This window comes from Cellulosilyticum sp. WCF-2, assembly GCF_003990395.1.
Lineage (GTDB): Bacteria > Bacillota > Clostridia > Lachnospirales > Cellulosilyticaceae > Cellulosilyticum > Cellulosilyticum lentocellum.
Window position 1 is genome coordinate 2,621,851 of the sequence record NZ_CP034675.1, and the last position, 20,932, is coordinate 2,642,782.

At 35.3% G+C, this 20,932-nt stretch carries 22 protein-coding genes; 16 read left to right on the top strand and 6 right to left on the bottom strand.

The features are described from left to right. Positions 1-80: 80 nt before the first annotated feature. The 8 genes from EKH84_RS11635 to EKH84_RS11670 all read left to right on the top strand — a co-directional run bounded on the left by EKH84_RS11635 (position 81) and on the right by EKH84_RS11670 (position 6,806). Positions 81-710, top strand: a complete 630-nt coding sequence (locus EKH84_RS11635) for a hypothetical protein (protein WP_013656917.1) — start codon at positions 81-83, stop codon at positions 708-710. Positions 711-756: 46 nt separating this feature from the next. After that, positions 757-1,998: an NAD(P)/FAD-dependent oxidoreductase gene (locus EKH84_RS11640; protein ID WP_190283311.1), complete on the top strand. Its 1,242-nt coding sequence runs from the start codon at positions 757-759 to the stop codon at positions 1,996-1,998. After that, positions 1,995-3,587, top strand: coding sequence for an NAD(P)/FAD-dependent oxidoreductase (locus tag EKH84_RS11645; RefSeq protein WP_127066430.1), 1,593 nt, complete (start codon positions 1,995-1,997; stop codon positions 3,585-3,587). Before EKH84_RS11640 ends, EKH84_RS11645 begins: the two co-directional genes overlap by 4 nt. Before the next feature lie 171 nt (positions 3,588-3,758). After that, a complete protein-coding gene (gene hpt / locus EKH84_RS11650) occupies positions 3,759-4,298 on the top strand; it encodes a hypoxanthine phosphoribosyltransferase (protein WP_127066431.1) in 540 nt (179 codons plus the stop codon). An 88-nt stretch (positions 4,299-4,386) separates the two neighbouring features. Continuing rightward, complete coding sequence (locus tag EKH84_RS11655) at positions 4,387-5,115, top strand: AzlC family ABC transporter permease (protein WP_013656921.1); 729 nt, start codon at positions 4,387-4,389, stop codon at positions 5,113-5,115. Continuing rightward, the gene (locus tag EKH84_RS11660) at positions 5,091-5,390 is read left to right on the top strand and encodes an AzlD domain-containing protein (RefSeq protein ID WP_127066432.1); all 300 of its coding nucleotides are present in this window, start codon (positions 5,091-5,093) and stop codon (positions 5,388-5,390) included. Before EKH84_RS11655 ends, EKH84_RS11660 begins: the two co-directional genes overlap by 25 nt. A gap of 36 nt (positions 5,391-5,426) precedes the next feature. After that, the gene (sfsA, locus tag EKH84_RS11665; protein ID WP_127066433.1) at positions 5,427-6,131 is read left to right on the top strand and encodes a DNA/RNA nuclease SfsA; all 705 of its coding nucleotides are present in this window, start codon (positions 5,427-5,429) and stop codon (positions 6,129-6,131) included. A gap of 15 nt (positions 6,132-6,146) precedes the next feature. Further along, positions 6,147-6,806, top strand: coding sequence for an HAD family hydrolase (locus EKH84_RS11670; protein WP_127066434.1), 660 nt, complete (start codon positions 6,147-6,149; stop codon positions 6,804-6,806). A gap of 61 nt (positions 6,807-6,867) precedes the next feature. Here EKH84_RS11670 and EKH84_RS11675 read toward each other — a convergent pair whose 3' ends face one another. Further along, positions 6,868-7,608 carry a peptidylprolyl isomerase gene (locus tag EKH84_RS11675; protein WP_127066435.1) on the bottom strand — a complete coding sequence of 247 codons (741 nt, stop codon included), beginning with the start codon at positions 7,606-7,608 and terminating at the stop codon, positions 6,868-6,870. A gap of 125 nt (positions 7,609-7,733) precedes the next feature. Beyond that, a complete protein-coding gene (gene yfcE / locus EKH84_RS11680; protein ID WP_127066436.1) occupies positions 7,734-8,279 on the bottom strand; it encodes a phosphodiesterase in 546 nt (181 codons plus the stop codon). Positions 8,280-8,427: 148 nt separating this feature from the next. Here yfcE and EKH84_RS11685 point away from each other — a divergent pair, with 148 nt between their 5' ends. The 5 genes from EKH84_RS11685 (at position 8,428) to ybaK (ending at position 11,970) form a co-directional block, all read left to right on the top strand. After that, positions 8,428-9,174, top strand: coding sequence for an ABC transporter ATP-binding protein (locus EKH84_RS11685; RefSeq protein WP_013656927.1), 747 nt, complete (start codon positions 8,428-8,430; stop codon positions 9,172-9,174). Then, positions 9,167-9,973, top strand: coding sequence for an ABC transporter permease (locus EKH84_RS11690; protein ID WP_127066437.1), 807 nt, complete (start codon positions 9,167-9,169; stop codon positions 9,971-9,973). Before EKH84_RS11685 ends, EKH84_RS11690 begins: the two co-directional genes overlap by 8 nt. Before the next feature lie 63 nt (positions 9,974-10,036). Continuing rightward, on the top strand, positions 10,037-11,047 hold the full coding sequence (locus EKH84_RS11695; protein ID WP_013656929.1) for an ABC transporter substrate-binding protein: 1,011 nt from the start codon (positions 10,037-10,039) through the stop codon (positions 11,045-11,047). A gap of 77 nt (positions 11,048-11,124) precedes the next feature. Further along, positions 11,125-11,385, top strand: a complete 261-nt coding sequence (locus EKH84_RS11700) for a YkgJ family cysteine cluster protein (RefSeq protein WP_013656930.1) — start codon at positions 11,125-11,127, stop codon at positions 11,383-11,385. 105 nt (positions 11,386-11,490) lie between these two features. Continuing rightward, a complete protein-coding gene (gene ybaK, locus EKH84_RS11705; protein WP_127066438.1) occupies positions 11,491-11,970 on the top strand; it encodes a Cys-tRNA(Pro) deacylase in 480 nt (159 codons plus the stop codon). Here the strand turns inward: ybaK and EKH84_RS11710 are convergent. From EKH84_RS11710 to EKH84_RS11720, 3 genes are all read right to left on the bottom strand, one after another. After that, positions 11,960-13,057 (bottom strand): DUF3810 domain-containing protein, encoded by a 1,098-nt coding sequence (locus tag EKH84_RS11710; protein ID WP_190283312.1) that lies wholly within the window; start codon positions 13,055-13,057, stop codon positions 11,960-11,962. The genes ybaK and EKH84_RS11710 overlap by 11 nt on opposite strands. A 134-nt stretch (positions 13,058-13,191) precedes the next feature. After that, positions 13,192-14,052, bottom strand: a complete 861-nt coding sequence (locus tag EKH84_RS11715; RefSeq protein WP_013656933.1) for a patatin-like phospholipase family protein — start codon at positions 14,050-14,052, stop codon at positions 13,192-13,194. Positions 14,053-14,165: 113 nt separating this feature from the next. Next, on the bottom strand, positions 14,166-14,783 hold the full coding sequence (locus EKH84_RS11720; RefSeq protein WP_127066440.1) for a DedA family protein: 618 nt from the start codon (positions 14,781-14,783) through the stop codon (positions 14,166-14,168). Positions 14,784-14,989: 206 nt separating this feature from the next. Between EKH84_RS11720 and EKH84_RS11725 the strand changes: the two genes are divergently transcribed. Further along, positions 14,990-16,585: an ABC-F family ATP-binding cassette domain-containing protein gene (locus tag EKH84_RS11725; RefSeq protein ID WP_127066441.1), complete on the top strand. Its 1,596-nt coding sequence runs from the start codon at positions 14,990-14,992 to the stop codon at positions 16,583-16,585. 136 nt (positions 16,586-16,721) lie between these two features. Here the strand turns inward: EKH84_RS11725 and EKH84_RS11730 are convergent, their stop codons facing one another. Next, positions 16,722-17,867, bottom strand: coding sequence for a glycoside hydrolase family 5 protein (locus EKH84_RS11730; RefSeq protein ID WP_127066442.1), 1,146 nt, complete (start codon positions 17,865-17,867; stop codon positions 16,722-16,724). Positions 17,868-18,339: 472 nt separating this feature from the next. On the opposite strand from EKH84_RS11730, the gene EKH84_RS11735 reads away from it, so the two are divergent. Then, positions 18,340-18,954: a hypothetical protein gene (locus EKH84_RS11735; RefSeq protein WP_127066443.1), complete on the top strand. Its 615-nt coding sequence runs from the start codon at positions 18,340-18,342 to the stop codon at positions 18,952-18,954. An 18-nt stretch (positions 18,955-18,972) separates the two neighbouring features. Beyond that, on the top strand, positions 18,973-20,877 hold the full coding sequence (locus tag EKH84_RS11740; protein WP_127066444.1) for an ABC-F family ATP-binding cassette domain-containing protein: 1,905 nt from the start codon (positions 18,973-18,975) through the stop codon (positions 20,875-20,877). The last annotated feature ends 55 nt before the right edge of the window (positions 20,878-20,932 follow it).

Consider the following 20,932-nt stretch of genomic DNA (forward strand, 5'->3'; position numbering starts at 1 on the left):
CTTCCTAAATGTATAAAAATTAAAAATTTACACATAATCTCAATAAGTTCATACTTATCAAAGATAAAGGAAGTGCCATTATGTTAGAGAAAAAACAATATTGGATAACGTTATTAGTAGCTGCCATAGCGTTTTTTATCCTTTTTATAGCTGCTTATTTCATTGTAATGGGAAGAAATAAAGTAGTAGCTCCTATGGCAGGACAAGTAGTATTAGAACAACAAAATGTTTCTAAGACGTTATCAAGTAATCAATTGCAAATCACAAGAATTTTGCCTAGCACCAAAATACTTCTTTGTTTACAAACAAATGATCAAGAAAAGATGGAAAGTGTGACGTTAAATGCAACGAGCCTATTAGGACTTACCGAACAGGAGTTAAAAGAGCGTTTTAAAGATTGTAGTATTGAAACTTTTAACGAGGATGAGGTTAAGCTTTTAAAAACAGCCGATTTGGATTCATTAGCATTCAAGCAAACAAGTGAAGCTAGAAGTTATGCGTTAGGTGTAGAAGGCGATGAGATTTGTATTAAAGAAGTGGTAACAGGAGTAGTAGTGGGTCATATTGCACGTAAGGCAACAGACTTTTCTAGCTATCTTTATAGCTTACTTTTAAAAGAAAGTATTACTATTACAACCATGCAAAAAGAGGCACTTTTAAAAGATGCAAGTGTACTCCAAAGAATATTACAAGATTATGTTGGTGAATAAGGCTGCCTACGGGCAGTCTTATTCGCTGTATGAAGGAGGATATAGAGTGAAAGAAGTCGTTATTATTGGAGGGGGGGCGTCAGGATTAGTGGCTGCTATTGTAGCAGCCAGAAGAGGCGCTAAGGTTTGCTTATTAGAAAGGTTAAGTCGTGTAGGTAAAAAAATACTTGTGACGGGAAATGGGAGATGCAACATAACCAATACCCAGCTAAAAGCAAACTGCTATCATACTAGTAGTGAAGTGTATCCTATTATGGGACCTATTGAACGCTTTGGATATGAAGAAACAAAGACTTTTTTTGAAGAATTAGGCATCGCATTTTTAGTAGAAGGACAAAAAGTTTATCCTTGCTCTGAGCAAGCAACAAGTGTTTTGGATGTCCTTCGCATGGAAGCTGAGCGCTTACAAGTAGAGATTTTAACAGATGTAAAGGTAACAGATTTATTTTATAAAAAAGATGGATGGCAGATTGTAGGTGAACAAGGACAAACTTATGCTAGTAAAAAAGTTATTGTAGCAACAGGAGGAATGGCAAATGCAAGTTTAGGCTGTGACGGCACAGGATATAACTTGTTAAAACGTCTAGGGCATCAGATTACACCTACCTTTCCTATATTAGTTCATATGCTGTCATCATCGCCGTATTGTAAGATGATGATGGGGACTAAGGTAAAAGCAGATGTTAAAATAGAAGTAGAAGGCAAGGTTATGAGAGAAGATTATGGAGAAGTTCTTTTTACAGAGGATGGATTATCAGGGCCTCCTATTTTCCAGTTAAGTCGTATTGCTTCAAGAGCAAAGTTAGAGAAGCAATCAGCCAAAGTGGTCATAGACCTTTTTAAAGACATCAGTTATGATGAAATGATAAGCTTATTATATGAGCGTATTGCAAGGCATCCTGAACGTTCAATAGAAGAGCTTTTTATTGGTTTACTGCATAAACGCATCATCGTACCTGTGCTAAAAGCAGCTACTATTGTACAAATAGGAAGACCGTGTGAGAACTTAGAATATGATGAGATAGCGCGTATTGCTACTACTCTAAAGGGTTTTACTTTTCCTGTAGAAGGAACGCGGGGTTATAAATATGCTCAAGTCACTGCAGGAGGCGTTAAAATAGATGAAGTGGATTTAAGTACCATGGGCTCTTTAAAAGCTAAAGATTTATATATTACTGGAGAAGTATTAGATGTAGATGGGGATTGTGGTGGATATAATCTGCAATGGGCTTGGTCAACAGGTTTCATTGCAGGAGAAAGTGTAAGTAGAAATGGAGTAAAGGCATGATTAGAGTACAAGATATCAAATTAAATTTGAATGAAGAGCTATCGCTACTTCCAGAGAAGATTGCTAAAAAATTAAAAATAAAAACATCTGATATTTTAGAGTATCGTATTTTTAAAGAAGCAATTGATGCTAGGAAAAAAAGGGATATTAAGCTAGTGTATACTGTAGATGTAGCTACTACTAAGGATAAGCAGCTATTAGCCAAGATGCCAGAGCTTAAGTGGGAGTCTATGGCTTATGTTTGCCCTATCAAAGGGAATCAATGGTTAAAGCATAGACCTGTTATAGTAGGAAGTGGTCCTTGTGGATTATTTGCAGCACTTATTTTAGCGCAAGAAGGGTTTAAACCTATTGTGTTAGAACGTGGTAAAGCTGTAGATGCGCGTGTAGAGGATGTAGAGCACTTTTGGCAGACAGGTAGCTTCGATCCTACTTCTAATGTACAATTTGGAGAAGGTGGCGCAGGTACTTTTTCAGATGGTAAATTAACGACACAAATTAAAAATAAGCGTTGTCATAAAGTATTAGAGGAAATGGTGAAAGCCGGTGCACCAGATAATATTCTTTATAAGAATAAACCTCATGTTGGAACCGATATTTTAAGAGATGTAGTTAAAAATATACGTGAGACAATTATAGAACTGGGTGGTGAATACCGTTTTGAAAGTCAAGTAACGGATATTGAATATGAGCACGGTGAAGTTAAGGCTGTGATTATTAATGATAAAGAACGTCTAGAAACACAGATTTGTATTTTGGCTATTGGACATAGTGCAAGAGATACTTTTACAATGCTCAATAATCGTCAAATTCACATGGAGCAGAAGCCATTCTCTATGGGTATGCGCATAGAGCATTTGCAAGAATGGATTAATGAAGCACAATTTGGAAAAGAAAATAAGAATCATGAAAAACTGGGAGCAGCTGAATACAAACTCGTTCATCATTGTGAAAATGGACGTACCGCTTACAGCTTTTGTATGTGCCCAGGTGGTTATGTTATTGCTTCAGCTTCAGAAGAAGGCCGAGTGGTAACCAATGGCATGAGTGAACATAGCCGTGATGGTAAGAATGCTAATAGTGCTATTTTGGTAAATGTAGGTCCTAAAGATTATGGTAGTGATGATCCTCTGGCAGGAATGCACTTACAGCGTGAGTTAGAAGAATTGGCTTTTCATCTAGGAGGAGGAGATTACAAGGCACCTGTGCAGCTTCTTGGAGATTTTCTTAATAACCAAGCAAGTACACAAATTGGGATAGTGAAACCGACGTATACACCAGGTGTGAAACTGACGAATATGAGAGCTGCTTTACCTGACTTTATAACAAGTGCTATAGATGAAGCTATGAAGGTCTTTGGACAAAAAATAAAAGGTTTTGACCATCCAGAAGCATTATTTACCGGCTTTGAGACAAGAAGTTCATCACCAGTCCGTTTACCAAGAAATGAGGCTTATGAAAGTAATGTAAAAGGCCTTTATCCAGCGGGAGAAGGAGCAGGCTATGCAGGTGGTATTACTTCAGCAGCAGTAGATGGCATTCAAGTAGCAGAGGCTATTATTCAAAAATATGCTGGCATTAATGAATAAGTCATAATAGGATAACAAAAGCTAAAAGTGAATCAAAGCTTTTAGCTTTTTTACTTGTTTTATAAAGAATAATGGCCTAAAATGAAGGTAATTGTATTTATAAATTTGAAATCTGAACGTTATGTGTTATAATAAAAATATAGTTCGATTTTACGTTAAAGGAGTCATCTCATGAGAGCAGATATTGAAGAAATTTTATATTCAGAAGAAGCATTAAATGCACGACTAACAGAGTTAGGTGAGCAAATTACAAATGATTATGCAGGTAAACCACTAACGGTTATTAGCATATTAAAAGGTTCTAATATTTTCACTAGTGATTTAGTAAGAAAGATTAACCTACCATTAAAAATGGATTTTATGGCAGTTTCTAGCTATGGTAATGCTACTGAATCAACAGGTGTTGTAAGAATTATTAAAGACCTAGATGGTAGTGTAGAAGGCGAAAATTTACTCATTGTCGAAGATATCGTAGATAGTGGTTTAACTTTAAAATATTTAAAAGAAATTTTATTAACAAGAAACCCTGCAAGTGTTAAGATTTGTACTTTATTAGATAAACCTGCACGTCGTAAGGAAAGTGTGAATATTGATTATTTAGGTTTTGAAGTACCAGATGGATTTATTGTAGGTTATGGTATTGATTATGCAGAGCGTTATCGTAATTTACCTTATGTAGGCATATTAAAAAGATCTGTTTACGAAAAATAAGGTGTCTAATAACAGGTGATAGATAAGCACAATAAGGCAATTAGCCTTCATTGTGCTTTTTACTTAGTTCATAAATGGGGTGAAATAGATGAATAAAAAACAATTTAAAAGGGGATTAGAACTAGGAGTGCCTATCGGCCTTGGTTATTTTTCTGTATCCATTGCCTTTGGGATGTTAGCTGTAGGGAGCGGTTTATCGCCTTTAGCAGCTGTTATTATTTCTATGACCAATCTCACTTCAGCAGGTCAATTTGCTGGTGTGAGCTTAATAGCAGCTGGAGGTTCTTACATAGAGATGACATTAACAATGCTTATGATTAATGCCAGGTATTTTTTGATGTCCTTATCTTTATCGCAAAAATTTGCTAAAGACTTCAAGAGATTTGAAAAGCTACTAGTGAGTTTTGGGGTGACGGATGAAATTTTTGCAGTGGCAGCTTTAGAAAAAGAGCCAATCTGCTCAAGTTTTTTATGGGGATTGATTACTTTGCCATTTGTTGGATGGAGCTTAGGAACGTTGATGGGTGCAGTAATGAGCGGTTTTTTACCAAGTGCACTTCAAGATGCTCTAGGTATAGCTTTGTATGGGATGTTTATTGCTTTAATTATTCCAGCAGCTAAGGGAACCAAGTCGATTTTAATAACGATTTTAATAGCTGTTGCCTGTAGTTGCATTTTAAAATACATCCCAGGTTTAAACAGTATTTCTCCAGGCTTTGCAGTCATTATAGTGACACTAGTTGCAGCGGGACTTGCCGCCTATTGGTATCCCATTCAAGAGGAGGAAGACTCATGTACATCATCATCAGTATCTTAATTATGGCAGGCGTTACTTATTTCATTCGTGTGTTACCTGTAACGCTATTTCAAAAACCTATTAAGTCATTATATATTCGTTCCTTCTTACATTATGTGCCTTATGCAGTATTAGGAGCTATGACTTTTCCGCATATCTTATATAGTACAGAGTATAGCCTACATGCGGCAGTGGGGATGTTAGTGGCTCTTATTTTAGGATATTTTGAAAAAAGTTTAACTTTGGTAGCTCTAGCGAGTGTGGTAGCCGTTTATTTATGTAATGTGTTATTATAAATAAAATGACGAAATGAAAGTAAAGGAATGAAAGAAATGAAATATGAAGGCATAGTCAAGGCCATTTTTATAGAACGTCCTAATCGTTTTATTGCCTTATGCAAAGTAAACCAAGAAATATGTAAAGTACATGTAAAAAATACAGGGCGATGTGCTGAGTTATTAATCAAAGGGGTGACCGTCTATCTTCAAGAAAGTAAGGATCCTAAACGTAAAACAAAATACTCATTAATTGCAGTAGAAAAAGGCAATCGTCTCATTAATATGGACTCACAGGCACCTAATGAGGTGGTAGAAGAAGCTTTAGCCAGTGGCAAGCTAAAGCTACCTGGTATGGAAGAAGGTTTGACCTTTATTAAAAGAGAAGTAACCTATGATGCATCTCGTTTTGATTTCTACGTAGAAACCTATGAGAAAAAAGGGTTTGTAGAAGTCAAGGGCGTTACTTTGGAGCAAGATGGTTATGTGATGTTTCCTGATGCGCCTACAGAAAGAGGACTAAGACATGTAGAAGAACTAATCAAGGCAAAGCAAGAGGGATATGAGTGTTATGTTGTGTTTGTCATTCAAATGAAAGATGTGTTATACTTTAAACCTTATGTAGAAAGACAAAAGGCCTTCGCTGAGGCACTAAAAAGAGCTGATAAGTTAGGTGTGAGGCTCTTAGCTTATGATTGCCTGGTTACACCAGATACTTTAGAACTTGATCATAGCGTACAAGTTCAGCTAGAAGAAGTATAAAAAGGAGAAAAGGATATGTATCGTTTAGCAATATTTGATTTAGATGGCACCTTACTTAATTCTATAGGTGATTTGATGAGCGCATGCAATGTGGCGCTAGCCCATTTTAACTATCCTTTACATGAAGAAAAGGATTATAAGCAATTTGTAGGGAATGGGATTTATAAGTTAGTGGAACGTGCGCTTCCTATAGAAGATAGAGGAGAGGAATGTGTCAAAGAAGTAAAGGCTGTTTTTGATGCTTATTATAAAGAACATAGTTTAGATCAAACTAGGCCCTATGAGGGAATTATAGAACTTTTAACAGCTCTTAAGGCAGAGGGGATTCCTTGCTGCGTATTGACTAATAAAGCACAGGCTTATGCCAAGGAACTTGTAAAACATTTTTTCGGAGATTTAGTACAAGAAGTGATTGGACAAAGAGAGGGTATTCCTACTAAACCTAATCCTATAGGAGTCATACAATTATTAGAGTCTTATAAGGTAGCGCCTTCGGAGTGTATTTATGTAGGTGATTCTAATGTAGATATAAAAACAGCTGAAAATGCAGGTGTAGATGCTATTGGCGTACTTTGGGGCTTTAGGGATGAAAAAGAATTAAAAGAAGCTGGAGCTACTTATTTGGCAAAAGATACACATATGCTCAAAACTCAAATTTTAGGAGAATATAAATAGTCAAAAAGCTGTTACAAGCCTCAAAAAGATGGGCTGTAACAGCTTTTTTTAGTAAGTAGGTTTATTGCATTTCTACAGTATAAAGGCTTTCTAATTCTTGACGTTTTGCAAGATAAAGTGCTTGACGTTTTGCTAAAAGACATTGCTCTTTTACTTGTTCTTTCACTGCTTCAAGTGGTGAAAGGCCAGCAGGTGTTAGTGCCTCTAATTCGATGATGTGATAACCAAATTGTGTTTGAACAGGAGCAGAGATTTCTCCTGGTGACATAGCGAAAGCAGCAGTTTCAAACTCAGGTACCATACGACCGCGAGTAAATTCTCCTAAAGCACCGCCTTGTGAAGCAGAAGGACAAGTTGAATATTTTTTTGCAGCTTCTGCAAAAGGAAGCCCAGCTTTGATTTCTTCAGCTACTTTTTCAGCTTCTTCTAAAGTTGCTACTAAAATGTGGTTAGCTTTAGCTGCTTCATCAGATTTGAATTGGCCTTGATGTGTTTCATAGTATTCTTTTACTTCTTCATCAGAAGCTGTTACGCTTTCAAGAAGTTTACCCATAGCATATTGTTTAAGTAAAGATTTAGTCATTTGCTCAAGAGCAGCAGTGAATTCTTCTTCCTTATCTAAGCCATGTTTAATCGCATCTGAGTATAGCAATTCTTGCATAACAAGTTCATCTACTAATTGTTTTTGACCTTCTTCACTTTGGAACTGCATAGCATTTTGTCCAATGCTACGAAGTAAGTCATAAAGATCAGATTGTTTGATTGCTCTGCCGTCTACAACAGCAAGTACTTTATTTTCCATTTTAAATCTCCTTTTTATCAAATAAAGAAGCTACTTATGAGCGTGTAAAAGCACTCATAAGTAGCTTCTTCTGCTTTTATGATAGTATCATGAATAAGTATAAAAGTAAATGGTGAGCGCATGGCTTATTTAACAGATAAACGACCGAGTAAACAGTGACTAAAGTCATAAACACTTAGGGTACCATTTTCATAAGTGGCATAAGTAGAAGGTCTATTTTCTTTTGGAAGAGAAATAGAACCAGGATTACAAATGACAAGGTCTCCCTCTTCACGAAGTTCCCATAAGTGTGTATGGCCATAGAGGAAAACTTGTTTGCCAGGAGATTTAGGAAAGTTCTCAGCTGTATAACGGTGTCCATGAGTTGCAAAGAGCTTAATGCCTTCATCTACAATAAGGCTATAATCACTTAAGCAAGGGAAATTTAAAAGCATTTGGTCAACCTCGGCATCACAGTTACCACGACAAGCAATAATACGATCGCTATAAGTATTTAATAGATTTACAACACCTTGAGGATTGTGACCTTCTGGAAGAGGATTACGAGGACCGTGATAAAGAATATCTCCTAGTAAAATGAGAAAATCAAAACCTTGTTCTTCAAATAAAGAAAGCATAGGTCTTAAATAAGTTTCGCTACCATGTAAATCAGATAAAATTAAATAACGCATACAAGGCTCCCTTCTAATGTAATGATTTTATTATAGTATAACGTATTTCCTTAAAACAAGCACTATCATAGCAAGCAAATAATATTATGGTAATAAGATGACATTGAGCACTAAATATGGCGATAAAAGGGAAATGGAGCTGAAGAAAATGAATAATCGTATAGAATTACAGCATATAGATAAAAGCTTTTATACAGACGAAGGTGAAATTATAGTGCTGAAAGATCTTAGCTTAAATTTAAAACCTGGGAAGATATTGGCACTTCTTGGCCCATCAGGGAGCGGGAAGTCAACAGTACTCAATATACTAACTGATTTAATAAAGCCGAGCAGTGGAAAAGTTATGATTAATGGGAAGATAGGGTACATGTTTCAGCATGACCATTTATTAGAATGGCGTACCATTATGGATAATGTAACCATTGGTCTAGAGATTCAAAAGAAATTAAGTGAGGAAAATCGGCATAGGGTAGAGGTCTTATTAGAAAATTATGGACTAGGCGAATTTAAAAATCGTTTTCCAAAGGAATTATCAGGTGGTATGAGGCAAAGGGCAGCTCTTATTCGTACCTTGGCGACTAATCCAGATATTTTACTATTAGATGAGCCATTTTCAGCATTAGACTATCAAACAAGATTATTAGTAAGTGATGATATTTATGGCATTATCAAAAAAGAGCATAAGGAAGCCATACTTGTTACTCATGACATCTCAGAGGCCATTTCAATGGCAGATGAAATCAGTGTGCTTTCTAAAAGACCTGCGTATGTAAAGCATACCTATGAAATTCATTTAACAGTTGCAGGAGATAGAACCCCTCTTTCAAGTAGAAAAGCACCTGAATTTAAAGATTATTTTGATATACTGTGGAAGGAGCTGGAAACCAATGAATGATAAAAGCGATGGGTATTTACATTATTTAAATGAAAAGAGACGAAAGAAAAGACGTATCTTAAGATGGCAGCTCATATTGCTAGTTGGTTTTATTGGGTTGTGGGAAGTAGCTGCTAGATTAGGATGGTTAAATACTTTTTTATTTAGTAGCCCTAGTGAAGTCTATCAACTTTTTTTAGTTTATATAGGAGATGGAAGTCTTTTTAAACATGTAGCTATTTCAGTTTGGGAAACGATTTTAGGTTTTTCAATAGGCACTGCTTTAGGCATTATCATAGCCATTGGTCTGTGGTGGTCAGAAACTGTTGCTAAAATATTAGACCCTGTACTTGTAGTACTCAATGCTTTACCTAAAACAGCTTTAGCCCCCATCTTAATTGTATGGGCTGGAGCAGGTATTGGTGGTATTGTATTAACAGCAGTAACGATTTCTATAGTGACGACTATTTTGTCAGCCTATAATTATTTCATTCATATGGATGAAGAAAAGATAAAAATGTTAACCAGTTTTGGAGCTACAAAAGTACAAATTTTAACGAAGCTTATTTTGCCAGCTAACCTAGCCAATATCGTTAATATTATTAAAATTAATATTGGCTTATCTTGGGTGGGGGTGATTGTCGGAGAATTTTTAGTATCTCGTTATGGCTTAGGTTATTTGATTGTTTATGGAGGTCAGGTATTTAGGCTAGACTTAGTTATGATGGGCGTTGTTGTATTAGCAGTATGTGCCTTTGTGATGTACAGTATTGTAGGTTTTGTCGAAAAGCTTATTATTAAGAAAAGAGTCACCAAATAAAAAGCTAATGCGTATGTTATAGTAGCTTAAAGTAAAAAATTACCATTTTATGAGGTGATTGGTATGAGAAAGATTAAATCTATTTTAATTGTAACCTTATCATTTATATTACTAACCTTTGGCATGACGGGGTGCAACGAGCAAGGCCTAAAGAAGGTGACTATTGCAGAAGTAACGCATTCTATTTTTTATGCGCCACAGTATGTGGCTATAGAGGCAGGTTATTTTAAAGATGAAGGTATAGATGTTCAGCTCATTTTAACACAAGGAGCCGATAAGACTATGGCAGCGCTTCTTTCAAATGAAGCACAGGTGGGTTTCATGGGACCAGAAGCTTCTATTTATGTTTATAATCAAGGGAGTAAAGACTATGCTATTAATTTTGCGCAAGTGACAAAACGTGATGGTACCTTTCTGGTAGGACGTACTGAGATTGACAGTTTTAATTTTGACATGCTTAAAGGCAAACAGATTATTGGCGGTAGAAAAGGCGGAATGCCAGAAATGACGTTAGAATATGTACTAAAAAATCAAGGCTTAACCTTAGGAGAAAACTTAGCTGAAGGAAATACTCAGGTGAGGACGGACATTCAATTTGCAGCCATGGGTGGGGCTTTTGTTGGTGGCGAAGGTGATTTCGTAACTTTATTTGAGCCAACAGCTACTCAGCTAGAAGAACAAGGTCAAGGTTATATTCTAGCTTCTATGGGACAATTATCAGGAGAAATACCTTATACAGCTTATTCAGCTTTAAGTAGTTATATGGCTAAAAATCCTGATATGATTCAAAAATTTACTAATGCTATTTACAAAGGCCAGCAATATGTGGAAACACATACAGCAGAAGAAATAGCAGATTTAATTGCACCACAGTTTAAAGAAATGAAAAAAGAACAATTAGTAAAAGTAGTGCAGCGTTATAAAGATAATGATACCTGGTGCACAGATCCTATTCTTAAAGAAGAAAGCTTAAATAGATTAATGGACGTTATGGAGCTTGCTGGAGAGCTCAATCAGCGCCCAGCTTATCAGGAGTTAGTCAATACAACCTTTGCTGAGGAAGCTGTTAAATAAAGAAGTAGACTTGCTATTTGCACATGATGAAAACTTTGTTATAATAGCTAATAAAAAGAAGGTCATCAGGTAAGATAATGAAATGTAGAGATTTTTGTGGTGCATGTTGTATTGCGCCTTCGATTAGTTCACCTATTCCAGGTATGCCTCAGGGGAAAAAGGCCAATGAAAGGTGCATTCAACTAGATGAAAACAACCGTTGTAAAATTTTTGAGGATCCTAGAAGGCCTAAAGTCTGTGGCGCATTAATGCCGAGCAAAGAGATGTGTGGCCAGTCTAAGGAAGCAGCTTTAGCTTACTTAGAAACATTAGAAACAGCTACAGCACCTGGAAAATAGAAATAACAGTTTTAGCCAAACGAAAGAATTACAAGAAAAGCTATCATAAGAAGGCTAAAAGTCATCTATGATAGCTTTTTATTGAAATAGGAAAGAGGTAATAAGATGGGAAATCCAAAAACAAATGTTATGCGTCTTTTAGAACAAGCAAAAATTCCTTATGAGGTAACAACCTATGAGGTGGCAGATGGGAAAATTGATGGACAAGCAGTAGCAGCTAAAATACATAAACCAGCAGAGCAGGTTTATAAAACTTTAGTAGCAGTAGGACATTCAAAGAATAACTATGTATTTGTGGTTCCAGTAGATGAAGAATTAGATTTAAAAAAGGCAAGTAAAATAGCAGGAGAAAAAAGTATAGAAATGCTTCATGTTAAGGATTTGCAAAAAACGACAGGTTATATTCGAGGAGGTTGTTCTCCTATTGGTATGAAGAAGCTGTTTAAAACTTTTATTCATCAATCAGCTGAAAATAGAGAAGAAATAACCGTAAGCGGCGGAAAAATAGGGGTACAAGTTACGCTTGCACCCCAAGCTTTATGTGATTACATTAAAGGTAGTTTTGAAGATGTCATTAAGGCGTAACGTCTAGGGTATCATGATAGTAGCTTAGTAATAAGTCAACCATGCGGCCGTAGCTACGTTCACCATCACTGATGCCATTAGCTTTTAAATAAGTGTCATTGACTTTACTTGAAGCCTTTTCAATAGGGCCGCTATAGTGCTTCCAAAAGGTATTGTTATAGTGAATATCTGCTTTAACTTTATCTGAAAGCTTTGTATTTAGCTGTTTTAAAAGTTCTGGATTAGCGCTAGATAAGGCGTTATTAGTATAAGCTAATGCAAGAAGATACCCAGAGTATTCAAAATCCACATCAGGATGAACTGAGCAAGCTAGAAAAGCGATAAAATTACATTCATCCTCGCTAGCAAAGCCTCTTTGATGGGCCATTTCATGAAGTGTTGTATAAGGTAGTGCTTGTGGTAAGATAGCAACATTAACATTGGCTTCACCTGTAAACGGTGAATAAATCCCTGTAATGCCAGTGTAGTTCATATAAGTAGAGGCTAAAATAGGTTTGGGTTTACCATAGCTTCCATAAAAAATGGGGTAAAGCTTAGCAAGTTCTAGATAACCTAAATCTGCTCTGGCAAAAACACTTTTATAGCCACCAGGAATCGTCATATAACCATTTTCATCTTCGTTAACAAAAGGTCTAAGTGTATTGGCCTTTTCTATGAGGGTCTCATATAAACGTCCAAGTTCTTCGGTTGTAAAAGTCGTTCGGGTTAAACTAAGTGTATCGCGTAAGGGCACACGATTATAATTAAAGCCCCATTCCCAATAGAAAAGGAAAATGAGTGTTAATCCAAAATAAAAGATATGTAAGAGACCTTTTGTAAGATGCCTCTTAAAAGGCGTAGTTCTTTTAAATGCTATGTATAACCAGACCAATAAACGATAAGCTAGACAAAGCAGTAAACTATAAATGCCAATTTCAAAAAGAGAAAGAGGTATAAAGCCAGTACAATGACTTAAAAACTGTAAAAACCATTTGTTGAAGCCTAGCGAATAATAGGTTTCAATCAAGGTAGGGGAGGAGAGACCTACAATATAAGTTAAGCCTATCATAAAAAGAATGAATATAAAGATAATGGATCGTTTTTTCATAAAGCCTCCTAGTTGTAAAAGCATATCTGAATACTTCATATTATATCATATAGATGTTAGAATAGGGTGCTATTAATCGCTAAAAAAAGCAAGAAAAAGTGGACATTAGTTCATCTTTTTCTTGCTTTAAAATTTTAAAGCCAATTTTTTAAATGAGGTATTGCAGTAATAGCTTGCTCATAGCCTTGTTCAAAAAGAACTTTTAATTTATCTACATCCTTTTCAAAGCGATCAACTTCTAAAGGAAGTTCGGGTCTTAAAATAAAAACAGAACCTTCTTTTTCCAATTGATTAATGCTTTCTAAAGTTTGATTATAATGTTGATAGCGAGTGGCAATACAACGAACGACTTCGGGATACTTTTTTCCATAGGCCTTTGCTAAGCGATGCATATTTTTAGAATAGTGCTTACGATAACCTGCATTACGTGTTAAAACAATGACATTTTTTTGATTACCATCTGCTATGGATTTATCAATAGGAATCGAGTTGCAAAGCCCACCGTCTAGATAATGTTCACCTTCTATTTCCACCACTTTTGAAATAAAGGGAAGGCTACTAGAAGCACGTAGCATACGGTCTGTGTCGTCAAGGTTATTGGCTTTAGTAGGTTCAAAATAATGAGGGTTACCAGATTCACAATGGGTAACCCCTACCTTAAAAATAGTATCCGTTTGCTTAAAGGTTTCAAAATCAAAAGGATCAAGGTGCTTAGGCAAGTCGTCAAATAAAAAATTCATGCCAAAGTAACCACCTTCCCTAAAGAAATTTTTCCAACCGATAAAACGTTTATCAGTAATCCATTTGGTATAAAGACGCTCGTTTCTTCCTTTTTGCCTAGATAAATAACTGCATAAGGTGTTGGCCCCAGCAGAGACACCAATAGCATAAGGGAAGTATAGGTCATGATCTAGAAAGGCTTCCAAAATACCAGCGGCATAGGCACCACGCATCCCTCCTCCTTCTACAATAAGACCGAGTGAACTATTTGTCATATCTGACCTCCTTTGTAAATGAATATAAAATAAGAATAATAATATATAAGTTCTAAATTATTATAATATTATTTACTTATAAAGGCAATTTTACACATGGCTTATAAATAAAATCAGCTAATTTTCTTAGCATCAGACCATTTTTTTAAGGCAAAGAGGATGATGACTATGGCTAATAGAGCTAAAACAATATTACTATAGGTATTTAAAATGCCTTCAATAGCTTCCCAATTATTGCCTAGATAAAAGCCTAAACTCATTAAAATAAGGTTCCAGATGGCAATACCTGTAATAGAATAAAGAGAGAATTCTAAAAGTGGCATAGCATTAACACCAGCAAAAAGAGAAATATATGTTCTTGTAAGAGGAATAACTCTAGAAAAGAAAACAGCTAGACGGCCATAACGACCAAACCAGCTATTAAAAGTATTCATTGCTTTATGGATGCCTTTAGAAGAGCTAGAGAATTTATTTAAAAGAGGTTGTCCGCCATAATAACCAATGAAATAGCAAATATAAGAACCAACTAAGCCAGCGAGTATACTTATAAGAAAAGCAGGAAAGAAGCTGAGATTAGTCTGTGGAATGCTCATACCTACAAAAGGAAGCACCACTTCACTGGGAATAGGGAAACAAGCATATTCTAGACCAACTACAATAAAAATACCGATATAACCTAATTCGCCAACGAAAGTCATTAGCCAATCAACAAATTGTGTGATAAATGTCATGATTAAACTCCTTTATTTTCTATTTATACTATCATATGTGGACAATGGTAAAATCATGCTGAGTTATATTCCATATTTTTATATGGCAACTCACTAGCTTGTATGTTATAATACAAAATGTTAGTAAAAAATAAGTTTAAAATTAAAAGCTCATACCTAGTTTATCAATTAGGTGTGAAATACACATATAAAGGATGATAGATTAAATGATTACAGTAAACAACATGAGCCTGCAATTTGCAGGAAAAACACTGTTTAAAGATGTTAACCTTAAATTTACACCTGAAAATTGCTATGGCGTTATTGGGGCAAATGGTGCTGGAAAATCAACTTTCTTAAAAATCTTATCAGGTGAATTAGACAGTACGACAGGTGAAGTTTCTATTCCTAAGAACATTCGTATGTCTGTTCTTAAACAAGATCATTATCAATATGACGAATGTCAAGTATTAGAAACAGTTATCCGTGGTAATGCAAGACTTTATGAAATCATGCAAGAAAAAGATGCATTATATGCGAAAGAAGATTTCTCAGATGCTGATGGTGAAAGAGCAGCAGAACTAGAAGGTGAATTTGCTGAACTCAATGGTTGGGAAGCAGATTCAGAAGCTGCTCAATTACTTCAAGGGTTAGGCATCGGAACAGATTTACACTATGCTTTAATGAAAGATCTTCAAGGTGGAGAGAAAGTAAAAGTTCTTCTTGCGCAAGCTTTATTTGGTCAGCCAGGAATCTTGCTTCTAGATGAGCCTACTAACCACTTAGATATTGATTCAGTAGAGTGGCTTGAAGACTTCTTATTAGATTTCCCTGGAACTGTTATTGTTGTATCCCATGACCGTCACTTCTTAAATACAGTTTGTACACATACAGTAGATATTGACTTTGGTAAGATTAGAATGTACGTAGGTAACTATGACTTCTGGTATGAATCAAGTCAAATGATGCAACAATTAATGAAAGCACAAAATAAGAAGAAAGAAGATCAAATTAAAGAACTTCAAAACTTCATTACACGTTTCTCAGCCAATAAATCAAAAGCGAAACAAGCAACTTCTCGTCGTAAATTACTTGATAAGTTAACTTTCGATGAAATGCCTGCTTCTTCAAGAAAATATCCATTCGTTAGATTTACACCAGATCGTGAAGTTGGGAATGAAATCTTAACAGTAGAAGGTCTTACAAAAACAGTAGATGGCGTAAAAGTACTTGATAATGTAAGTTTCCGCGTTAATAAAGATGATAAAATCGTATTTATCGGAGAAAACGAAATTGCACAAACAACTTTATTTAAGATTTTAGCTGGAGAAATTGAGCCGGATGCAGGAACATTTAAATGGGGTGTAACAACTTCACAATCTTACTTCCCTAAAGATAATACAGAGTTCTTTGAAGGCTGTGACCTTAACCTTATTGATTGGTTACGTCAATATTCAGAAGATCAAACAGAAAGTTATCTTCGTGGTTTCCTTGGTCGTATGCTTTTTGCAGGAGAAGATTCACTTAAAGCTGCAAAAGTATTATCAGGGGGAGAAAAAGTACGTTGTATGCTTTCTCGTATGATGCTATCTGGGGCTAATGTTATTATGCTTGATCAACCTACTAACCACTTAGACCTTGAGTCTATTACAGCGGTAAATGATGGTTTAATTGAATTCAAAGGCAATGTGCTTTTCACTTCACATGACCATCAATTCATTCAAACAATTGCGAACCGCGTGATTGAAATTACAGAAACAGGTACAATTGATCGTCTTGGAACTTATGATGAGTTCTTGGCTTTCAAAAAAAGTAATAAGTAAAGCATAAAGGGATAGGAAACATAGATTAAGTACGAGATAAAATCTTAGCTTAATCTAGGATAATAAAAAGGTGTTAGCCATAGGCTAACACCTTTTTATCATGTATAGGAGTGAGTATATAAAGGACAGAGACTAACTATTTGGTATAGGATTGTAGTCTTGCCTTAATGAAATGTCCATTTTCTGTTAATGCTTCATCAGACCAATTAGCAGATGAAGCATTAGGTACTAAAAGTGCAGAAGACTCATCTTTATCACATAAGCTCCAATTCATCCAGCTGATTTGATATTGATCTAATAAGTCTAACCAGGTATTGGATTGTTCTATATTGATGTCACCTGTACCTGAAGCATCACAAGTACCAAATTCGCTAACAAATAGAGGTAGTTCATATTTAACAATAGCATTTTCTAAAGTTTCTCTTAGAGGATCCTTATGGGAGTTTGCATAGAAATGAAAGGCATAAACAACCTGAGGATCATCAATACGATTTCTGACTACTGATAGAGGACTTTGGCACCATTTAGGTGTACCTACAATCACTAAAGTGTTAGGAGAATTTTTACGAATGACCTTTAAGAGTGTATCTGCATAAGGTTTGATAGACTCATCCCAACTGACTTTGCCACCATTTGGTTCATTACAGAGTTCGAAAATTAGATTAGGATAATTTTGATATTTGGTCGCAAAATAATCAAAGAAGGTACTGGCATCTTCTTGATGTAAAAGAGGATCACCATCTGCTAATATATGCCAATCAACTATGACATAAAGACCTAAGTTAGTGGCAGCTGTAATAGCGTTTTCTAAGATAGTAGTATAAGCTTCTTGATTTTCTGGATATCGAGATTCGGTATCAGCATAAAGTGCTAAACGAATGGCATTAATTTGCCAATCATCACGAAGTGTCTTAAAGGTTTCTTCAGTTGTATACTGGCTATACCATTGAATACCATGGGTACTAACACCGCGCAATTGGAAAACTTCACTGTTCTTATCTATAATATGAATGCCATTAACCTCCAGTGCACCATGTGTGAAAACAGGTGTTCCTTCTTGGAAGCTAGGAGCTTCTAAAATGGCAGTGGCCTTTAATGTCAGAGGGGGAGCAGGAGTAGGTGTTGGCGTAGGAGTAGGTGTTGGAGATGGTGTAGATGTCGCTTGAGTTGTAGAAACTATAGGTGTCTCGTGAATAGTGGGTGTAGAAGAAGTTGACTGACAACCTACTGATAAAGTGAGTAAACAAAGAGGTACTATATATTTAAGTTTTTGAAACTGCATGTTTTCCCTTCTTTCTTAATTCGCAAGTGATTAGTCCTTATTATAAAAGAAGAAATATAAAGAGTCCATGCAATTAATTGGGGAGTCAAAGTAGAACAATAATTTACCAATTTGTACAAAAAAGTAAACTAATAGGTAAAGCTATTTTTATTCAACAAAAAAGCGACGCTTAAATAAAGGTCGCTTTTGATGGGGTAAGATATGCTCAATCTTCTAACTATCGGGGAATAGTATGATATAGATTGATAGGTGATAAAACTTCTTAAAAATGGTGGAAGTATGACAGGGCATTTATATAGGTGCCAGTTGCATCTTATCAATGCAATTATAGTATATACCTATTTTTCATGTTTTATACAAAAGAGTATGATATAATAAAATGACATATAAACTTAACTTTGCAAGAAGAAGTTTAATGGGTACTTTTTTAGCATACAATAAACTAAGAATATATAGCATAAAGGAGTCATATATGAAATGGAGCAAAGGCATTATCTATTTATGCCGTTTAATTTTTCTGATTAATAGTGTTTATCTTATTTGTATTTTGAAATTTGACCGGCTTGTGTTATTATTAGGAAGTTTATTGTTAACTTTCGTACCTGAGCTTTATACAAAGTGGACAAAGGTTAATATCCCTATAGGTGCAAGGTTGTTTTACACCTTATTTATTTTTGCTGCCCAATGGCTAGGTTCTTATTTGGGCTTTTATGGCTATATTCCTTGTTGGGATGTGCTTTTGCACGCTACCTCTGGTATTTTTATTGGTTATGTGGCACTTATTATATTAGTGAGCCTAGATAGGAGTCAAACTTTGTTTAAGCAAAATAAGATAGGCGTCATTGTAACTTTTGTAGTAGCAGTAGGCATAGCAGCTGCAGGTATTTGGGAAATTATTGAATTTTCAGGAGATGTTTTTTTAGGAACTAATGCACAACTAGGAAGTTTGCAAGACACAATGGAAGACATTATTTGTGGGACCTTGGGTTCAGGTGCATTTGCCGTTTATATTGGGTTAGTTATGAAAGCTAGAAGAAGGTCTTGTATTGATCAGCTACTTCAAATCAATGGAGACAAGAATAAGTAATAAGGAAGAGGAAGGTTTATGATTTTATTATCCTTAAATAATATTAAGAAAACTTATGGGGAGAAGGTCATTTTTAATGATCTCTCATTAGGTATTGATGATACAGAAAAAATAGGCATGATTGGAATCAATGGGACAGGAAAAAGTAGTTTATTAAAGATTATGGCAGGTTTAGAAACGCCTGATGGTGGAGAAGTAATTACCTCTAATGAATTAGTGATTGAATATCTTCCTCAAAATCCAGAATTTGATGAAGAATCAACTGTTATAGAACAAGTTTTTAAAGGAAATTCTTCTTTTATGATGGTACTACGAGATTATGAAAAGGCAATGGCTCAGTTAGAGAAGGAACCAGAAGATGAAGTCTTGCAGCTTAAGTTACTAAAGCTAAGCGAAAAGATGGATGCAGAAGGTGCTTGGCAATTAGAAAGTGAAGCAAAGGCAGTATTAACTAAATTAGGAATTCAGAATTTCAATCAAAAGGTGAGTGAGTTATCAGGGGGGCAACGCAAAAAAATTGCTTTAGCAGGAGCCTTAATTAGAACTTGCAATTTACTTATTTTAGATGAGCCAACTAACCATTTAGATAATGATACGATTGATTATTTAGAAGAACTTCTTAAAAATAAACGTTGTGGAGTTGTAATGGTTACGCATGACCGTTATTTCTTGGAGCGTATTACTAACCGTATTGTGGAATTAGACCAAGGAAAGCTATATAAATATGAAGGAAACTATGAAGCTTATCTAGAACAAAAAGCAGAGCGTGAAAGTATTGAAGAGCGTATGCGCGAGAAAAACTTCTCCTTATATAAGAAAGAATTAGAGTGGATGAGAAAAGGGGTAGAAGCAAGGCGTACGAAACAAAAAGCGAGAAAAGAACGTTTTTATGACTTAGAAGGAAGTTTAGAGGGAAACTACAAACAGAATCTAGAAATGAGCTTAGGCACAAGCAGATTAGGAAAGAAAATTATTAGTCTTGACAATATAAGCAAGCGTTTTGGAGATCAACAAGTGATCAAGAATTTTACTTATACTGTCGTAAGAGATGACCGCATTGGGATTATTGGAAATAATGGAATGGGAAAATCTACTTTACTTAACCTCATTACAGAGCGCGTCTTACCAGATAGCGGAAAGATTGAAATTGGTGAAACCGTTAAGATTGGCTATTATACACAGGAAAATAAGGAGATGGATACCACGCTTCGTGTCATTGATTACATTAAAGAACGCGGCGAATATGTTAAAACAGCAGATGGCAGTTTGATTTCAGCAAGTAAAATGTTAGAACGATTTTTATTCCCTCCTATCCTTCAATATACGCCTATTGAGAAACTTTCAGGTGGAGAAAGAAGAAGACTTTATTTGTTAGGTGTTTTAATGGAAGATATTAATGTTCTTTTTTTAGATGAGCCTACTAATGACTTGGATATTCATACCCTTCAGATTTTGGAGGAGTATATAGATGATTTTAATGGGCCTGTTATTGCTATTTCTCATGATCGTTATTTCTTAGATCGTGTTGCAGAGAAAATCTTTGCTTACGAAGGAGATGGCAATATTGTTTATATACCAGGTAATTATTCAGATTATAAAGAACGCCAATTGCAACAAGAAGCCATAAAAGAAGAAATTAAAAAAGTAAAGCCCGTAACTAACAAAAAAAGTTCAGCGTCAACAACTAAACTTAAATTTACTTATAAAGAAAAATTAGAGTATGAAAAGATTGATGAAGTAATCGAGACTTTAGAAAAAGAAATTCAGCAAATAGAAGAAGAAATGAGTATGAATGCTTCTCATTATGGACGCCTGCAAGAACTTACTAATGAGAAACAAGCTAAAGAAGAAAAATTAATGTATCAAATGGAACGTTGGGAATATTTAAACGAGTTAGCAGAACGTATTGCAAAGGAATCTTAGTATTTTATGTACAACCTTTAGTGTATAAGAGTTGTAAAAAAAGTGTTGTTTTCTC

Excerpts from the sequence above, each read along its gene's own strand:
- EKH84_RS11635 (WP_013656917.1), top strand. The coding sequence starts at position 81 with ATGTTAGAGAAAAAACAATATTGGATAACGTTATTAGTAGCTGCCATA.
- EKH84_RS11645 (WP_127066430.1), top strand. The coding sequence starts at position 1,995 with ATGATTAGAGTACAAGATATCAAATTAAATTTGAATGAAGAGCTATCG.
- hpt (WP_127066431.1), top strand. The coding sequence starts at position 3,759 with ATGAGAGCAGATATTGAAGAAATTTTATATTCAGAAGAAGCATTAAAT.
- EKH84_RS11655 (WP_013656921.1), top strand. The coding sequence starts at position 4,387 with ATGAATAAAAAACAATTTAAAAGGGGATTAGAACTAGGAGTGCCTATC.
- EKH84_RS11660 (WP_127066432.1), top strand. The coding sequence starts at position 5,091 with ATGTACATCATCATCAGTATCTTAATTATGGCAGGCGTTACTTATTTC.
- sfsA (WP_127066433.1), top strand. The coding sequence starts at position 5,427 with ATGAAATATGAAGGCATAGTCAAGGCCATTTTTATAGAACGTCCTAAT.
- EKH84_RS11670 (WP_127066434.1), top strand. The coding sequence starts at position 6,147 with ATGTATCGTTTAGCAATATTTGATTTAGATGGCACCTTACTTAATTCT.
- EKH84_RS11675 (WP_127066435.1), bottom strand. The coding sequence starts at position 7,608 with ATGGAAAATAAAGTACTTGCTGTTGTAGACGGCAGAGCAATCAAACAA.
- yfcE (WP_127066436.1), bottom strand. The coding sequence starts at position 8,279 with ATGCGTTATTTAATTTTATCTGATTTACATGGTAGCGAAACTTATTTA.
- EKH84_RS11685 (WP_013656927.1), top strand. The coding sequence starts at position 8,428 with ATGAATAATCGTATAGAATTACAGCATATAGATAAAAGCTTTTATACA.
- EKH84_RS11690 (WP_127066437.1), top strand. The coding sequence starts at position 9,167 with ATGAATGATAAAAGCGATGGGTATTTACATTATTTAAATGAAAAGAGA.
- EKH84_RS11695 (WP_013656929.1), top strand. The coding sequence starts at position 10,037 with ATGAGAAAGATTAAATCTATTTTAATTGTAACCTTATCATTTATATTA.
- EKH84_RS11700 (WP_013656930.1), top strand. The coding sequence starts at position 11,125 with ATGAAATGTAGAGATTTTTGTGGTGCATGTTGTATTGCGCCTTCGATT.
- ybaK (WP_127066438.1), top strand. The coding sequence starts at position 11,491 with ATGGGAAATCCAAAAACAAATGTTATGCGTCTTTTAGAACAAGCAAAA.
- EKH84_RS11710 (WP_190283312.1), bottom strand. The coding sequence starts at position 13,057 with ATGAAAAAACGATCCATTATCTTTATATTCATTCTTTTTATGATAGGC.
- EKH84_RS11715 (WP_013656933.1), bottom strand. The coding sequence starts at position 14,052 with ATGACAAATAGTTCACTCGGTCTTATTGTAGAAGGAGGAGGGATGCGT.
- EKH84_RS11720 (WP_127066440.1), bottom strand. The coding sequence starts at position 14,783 with ATGACATTTATCACACAATTTGTTGATTGGCTAATGACTTTCGTTGGC.
- EKH84_RS11725 (WP_127066441.1), top strand. The coding sequence starts at position 14,990 with ATGATTACAGTAAACAACATGAGCCTGCAATTTGCAGGAAAAACACTG.
- EKH84_RS11730 (WP_127066442.1), bottom strand. The coding sequence starts at position 17,867 with ATGCAGTTTCAAAAACTTAAATATATAGTACCTCTTTGTTTACTCACT.
- EKH84_RS11735 (WP_127066443.1), top strand. The coding sequence starts at position 18,340 with ATGAAATGGAGCAAAGGCATTATCTATTTATGCCGTTTAATTTTTCTG.
- EKH84_RS11740 (WP_127066444.1), top strand. The coding sequence starts at position 18,973 with ATGATTTTATTATCCTTAAATAATATTAAGAAAACTTATGGGGAGAAG.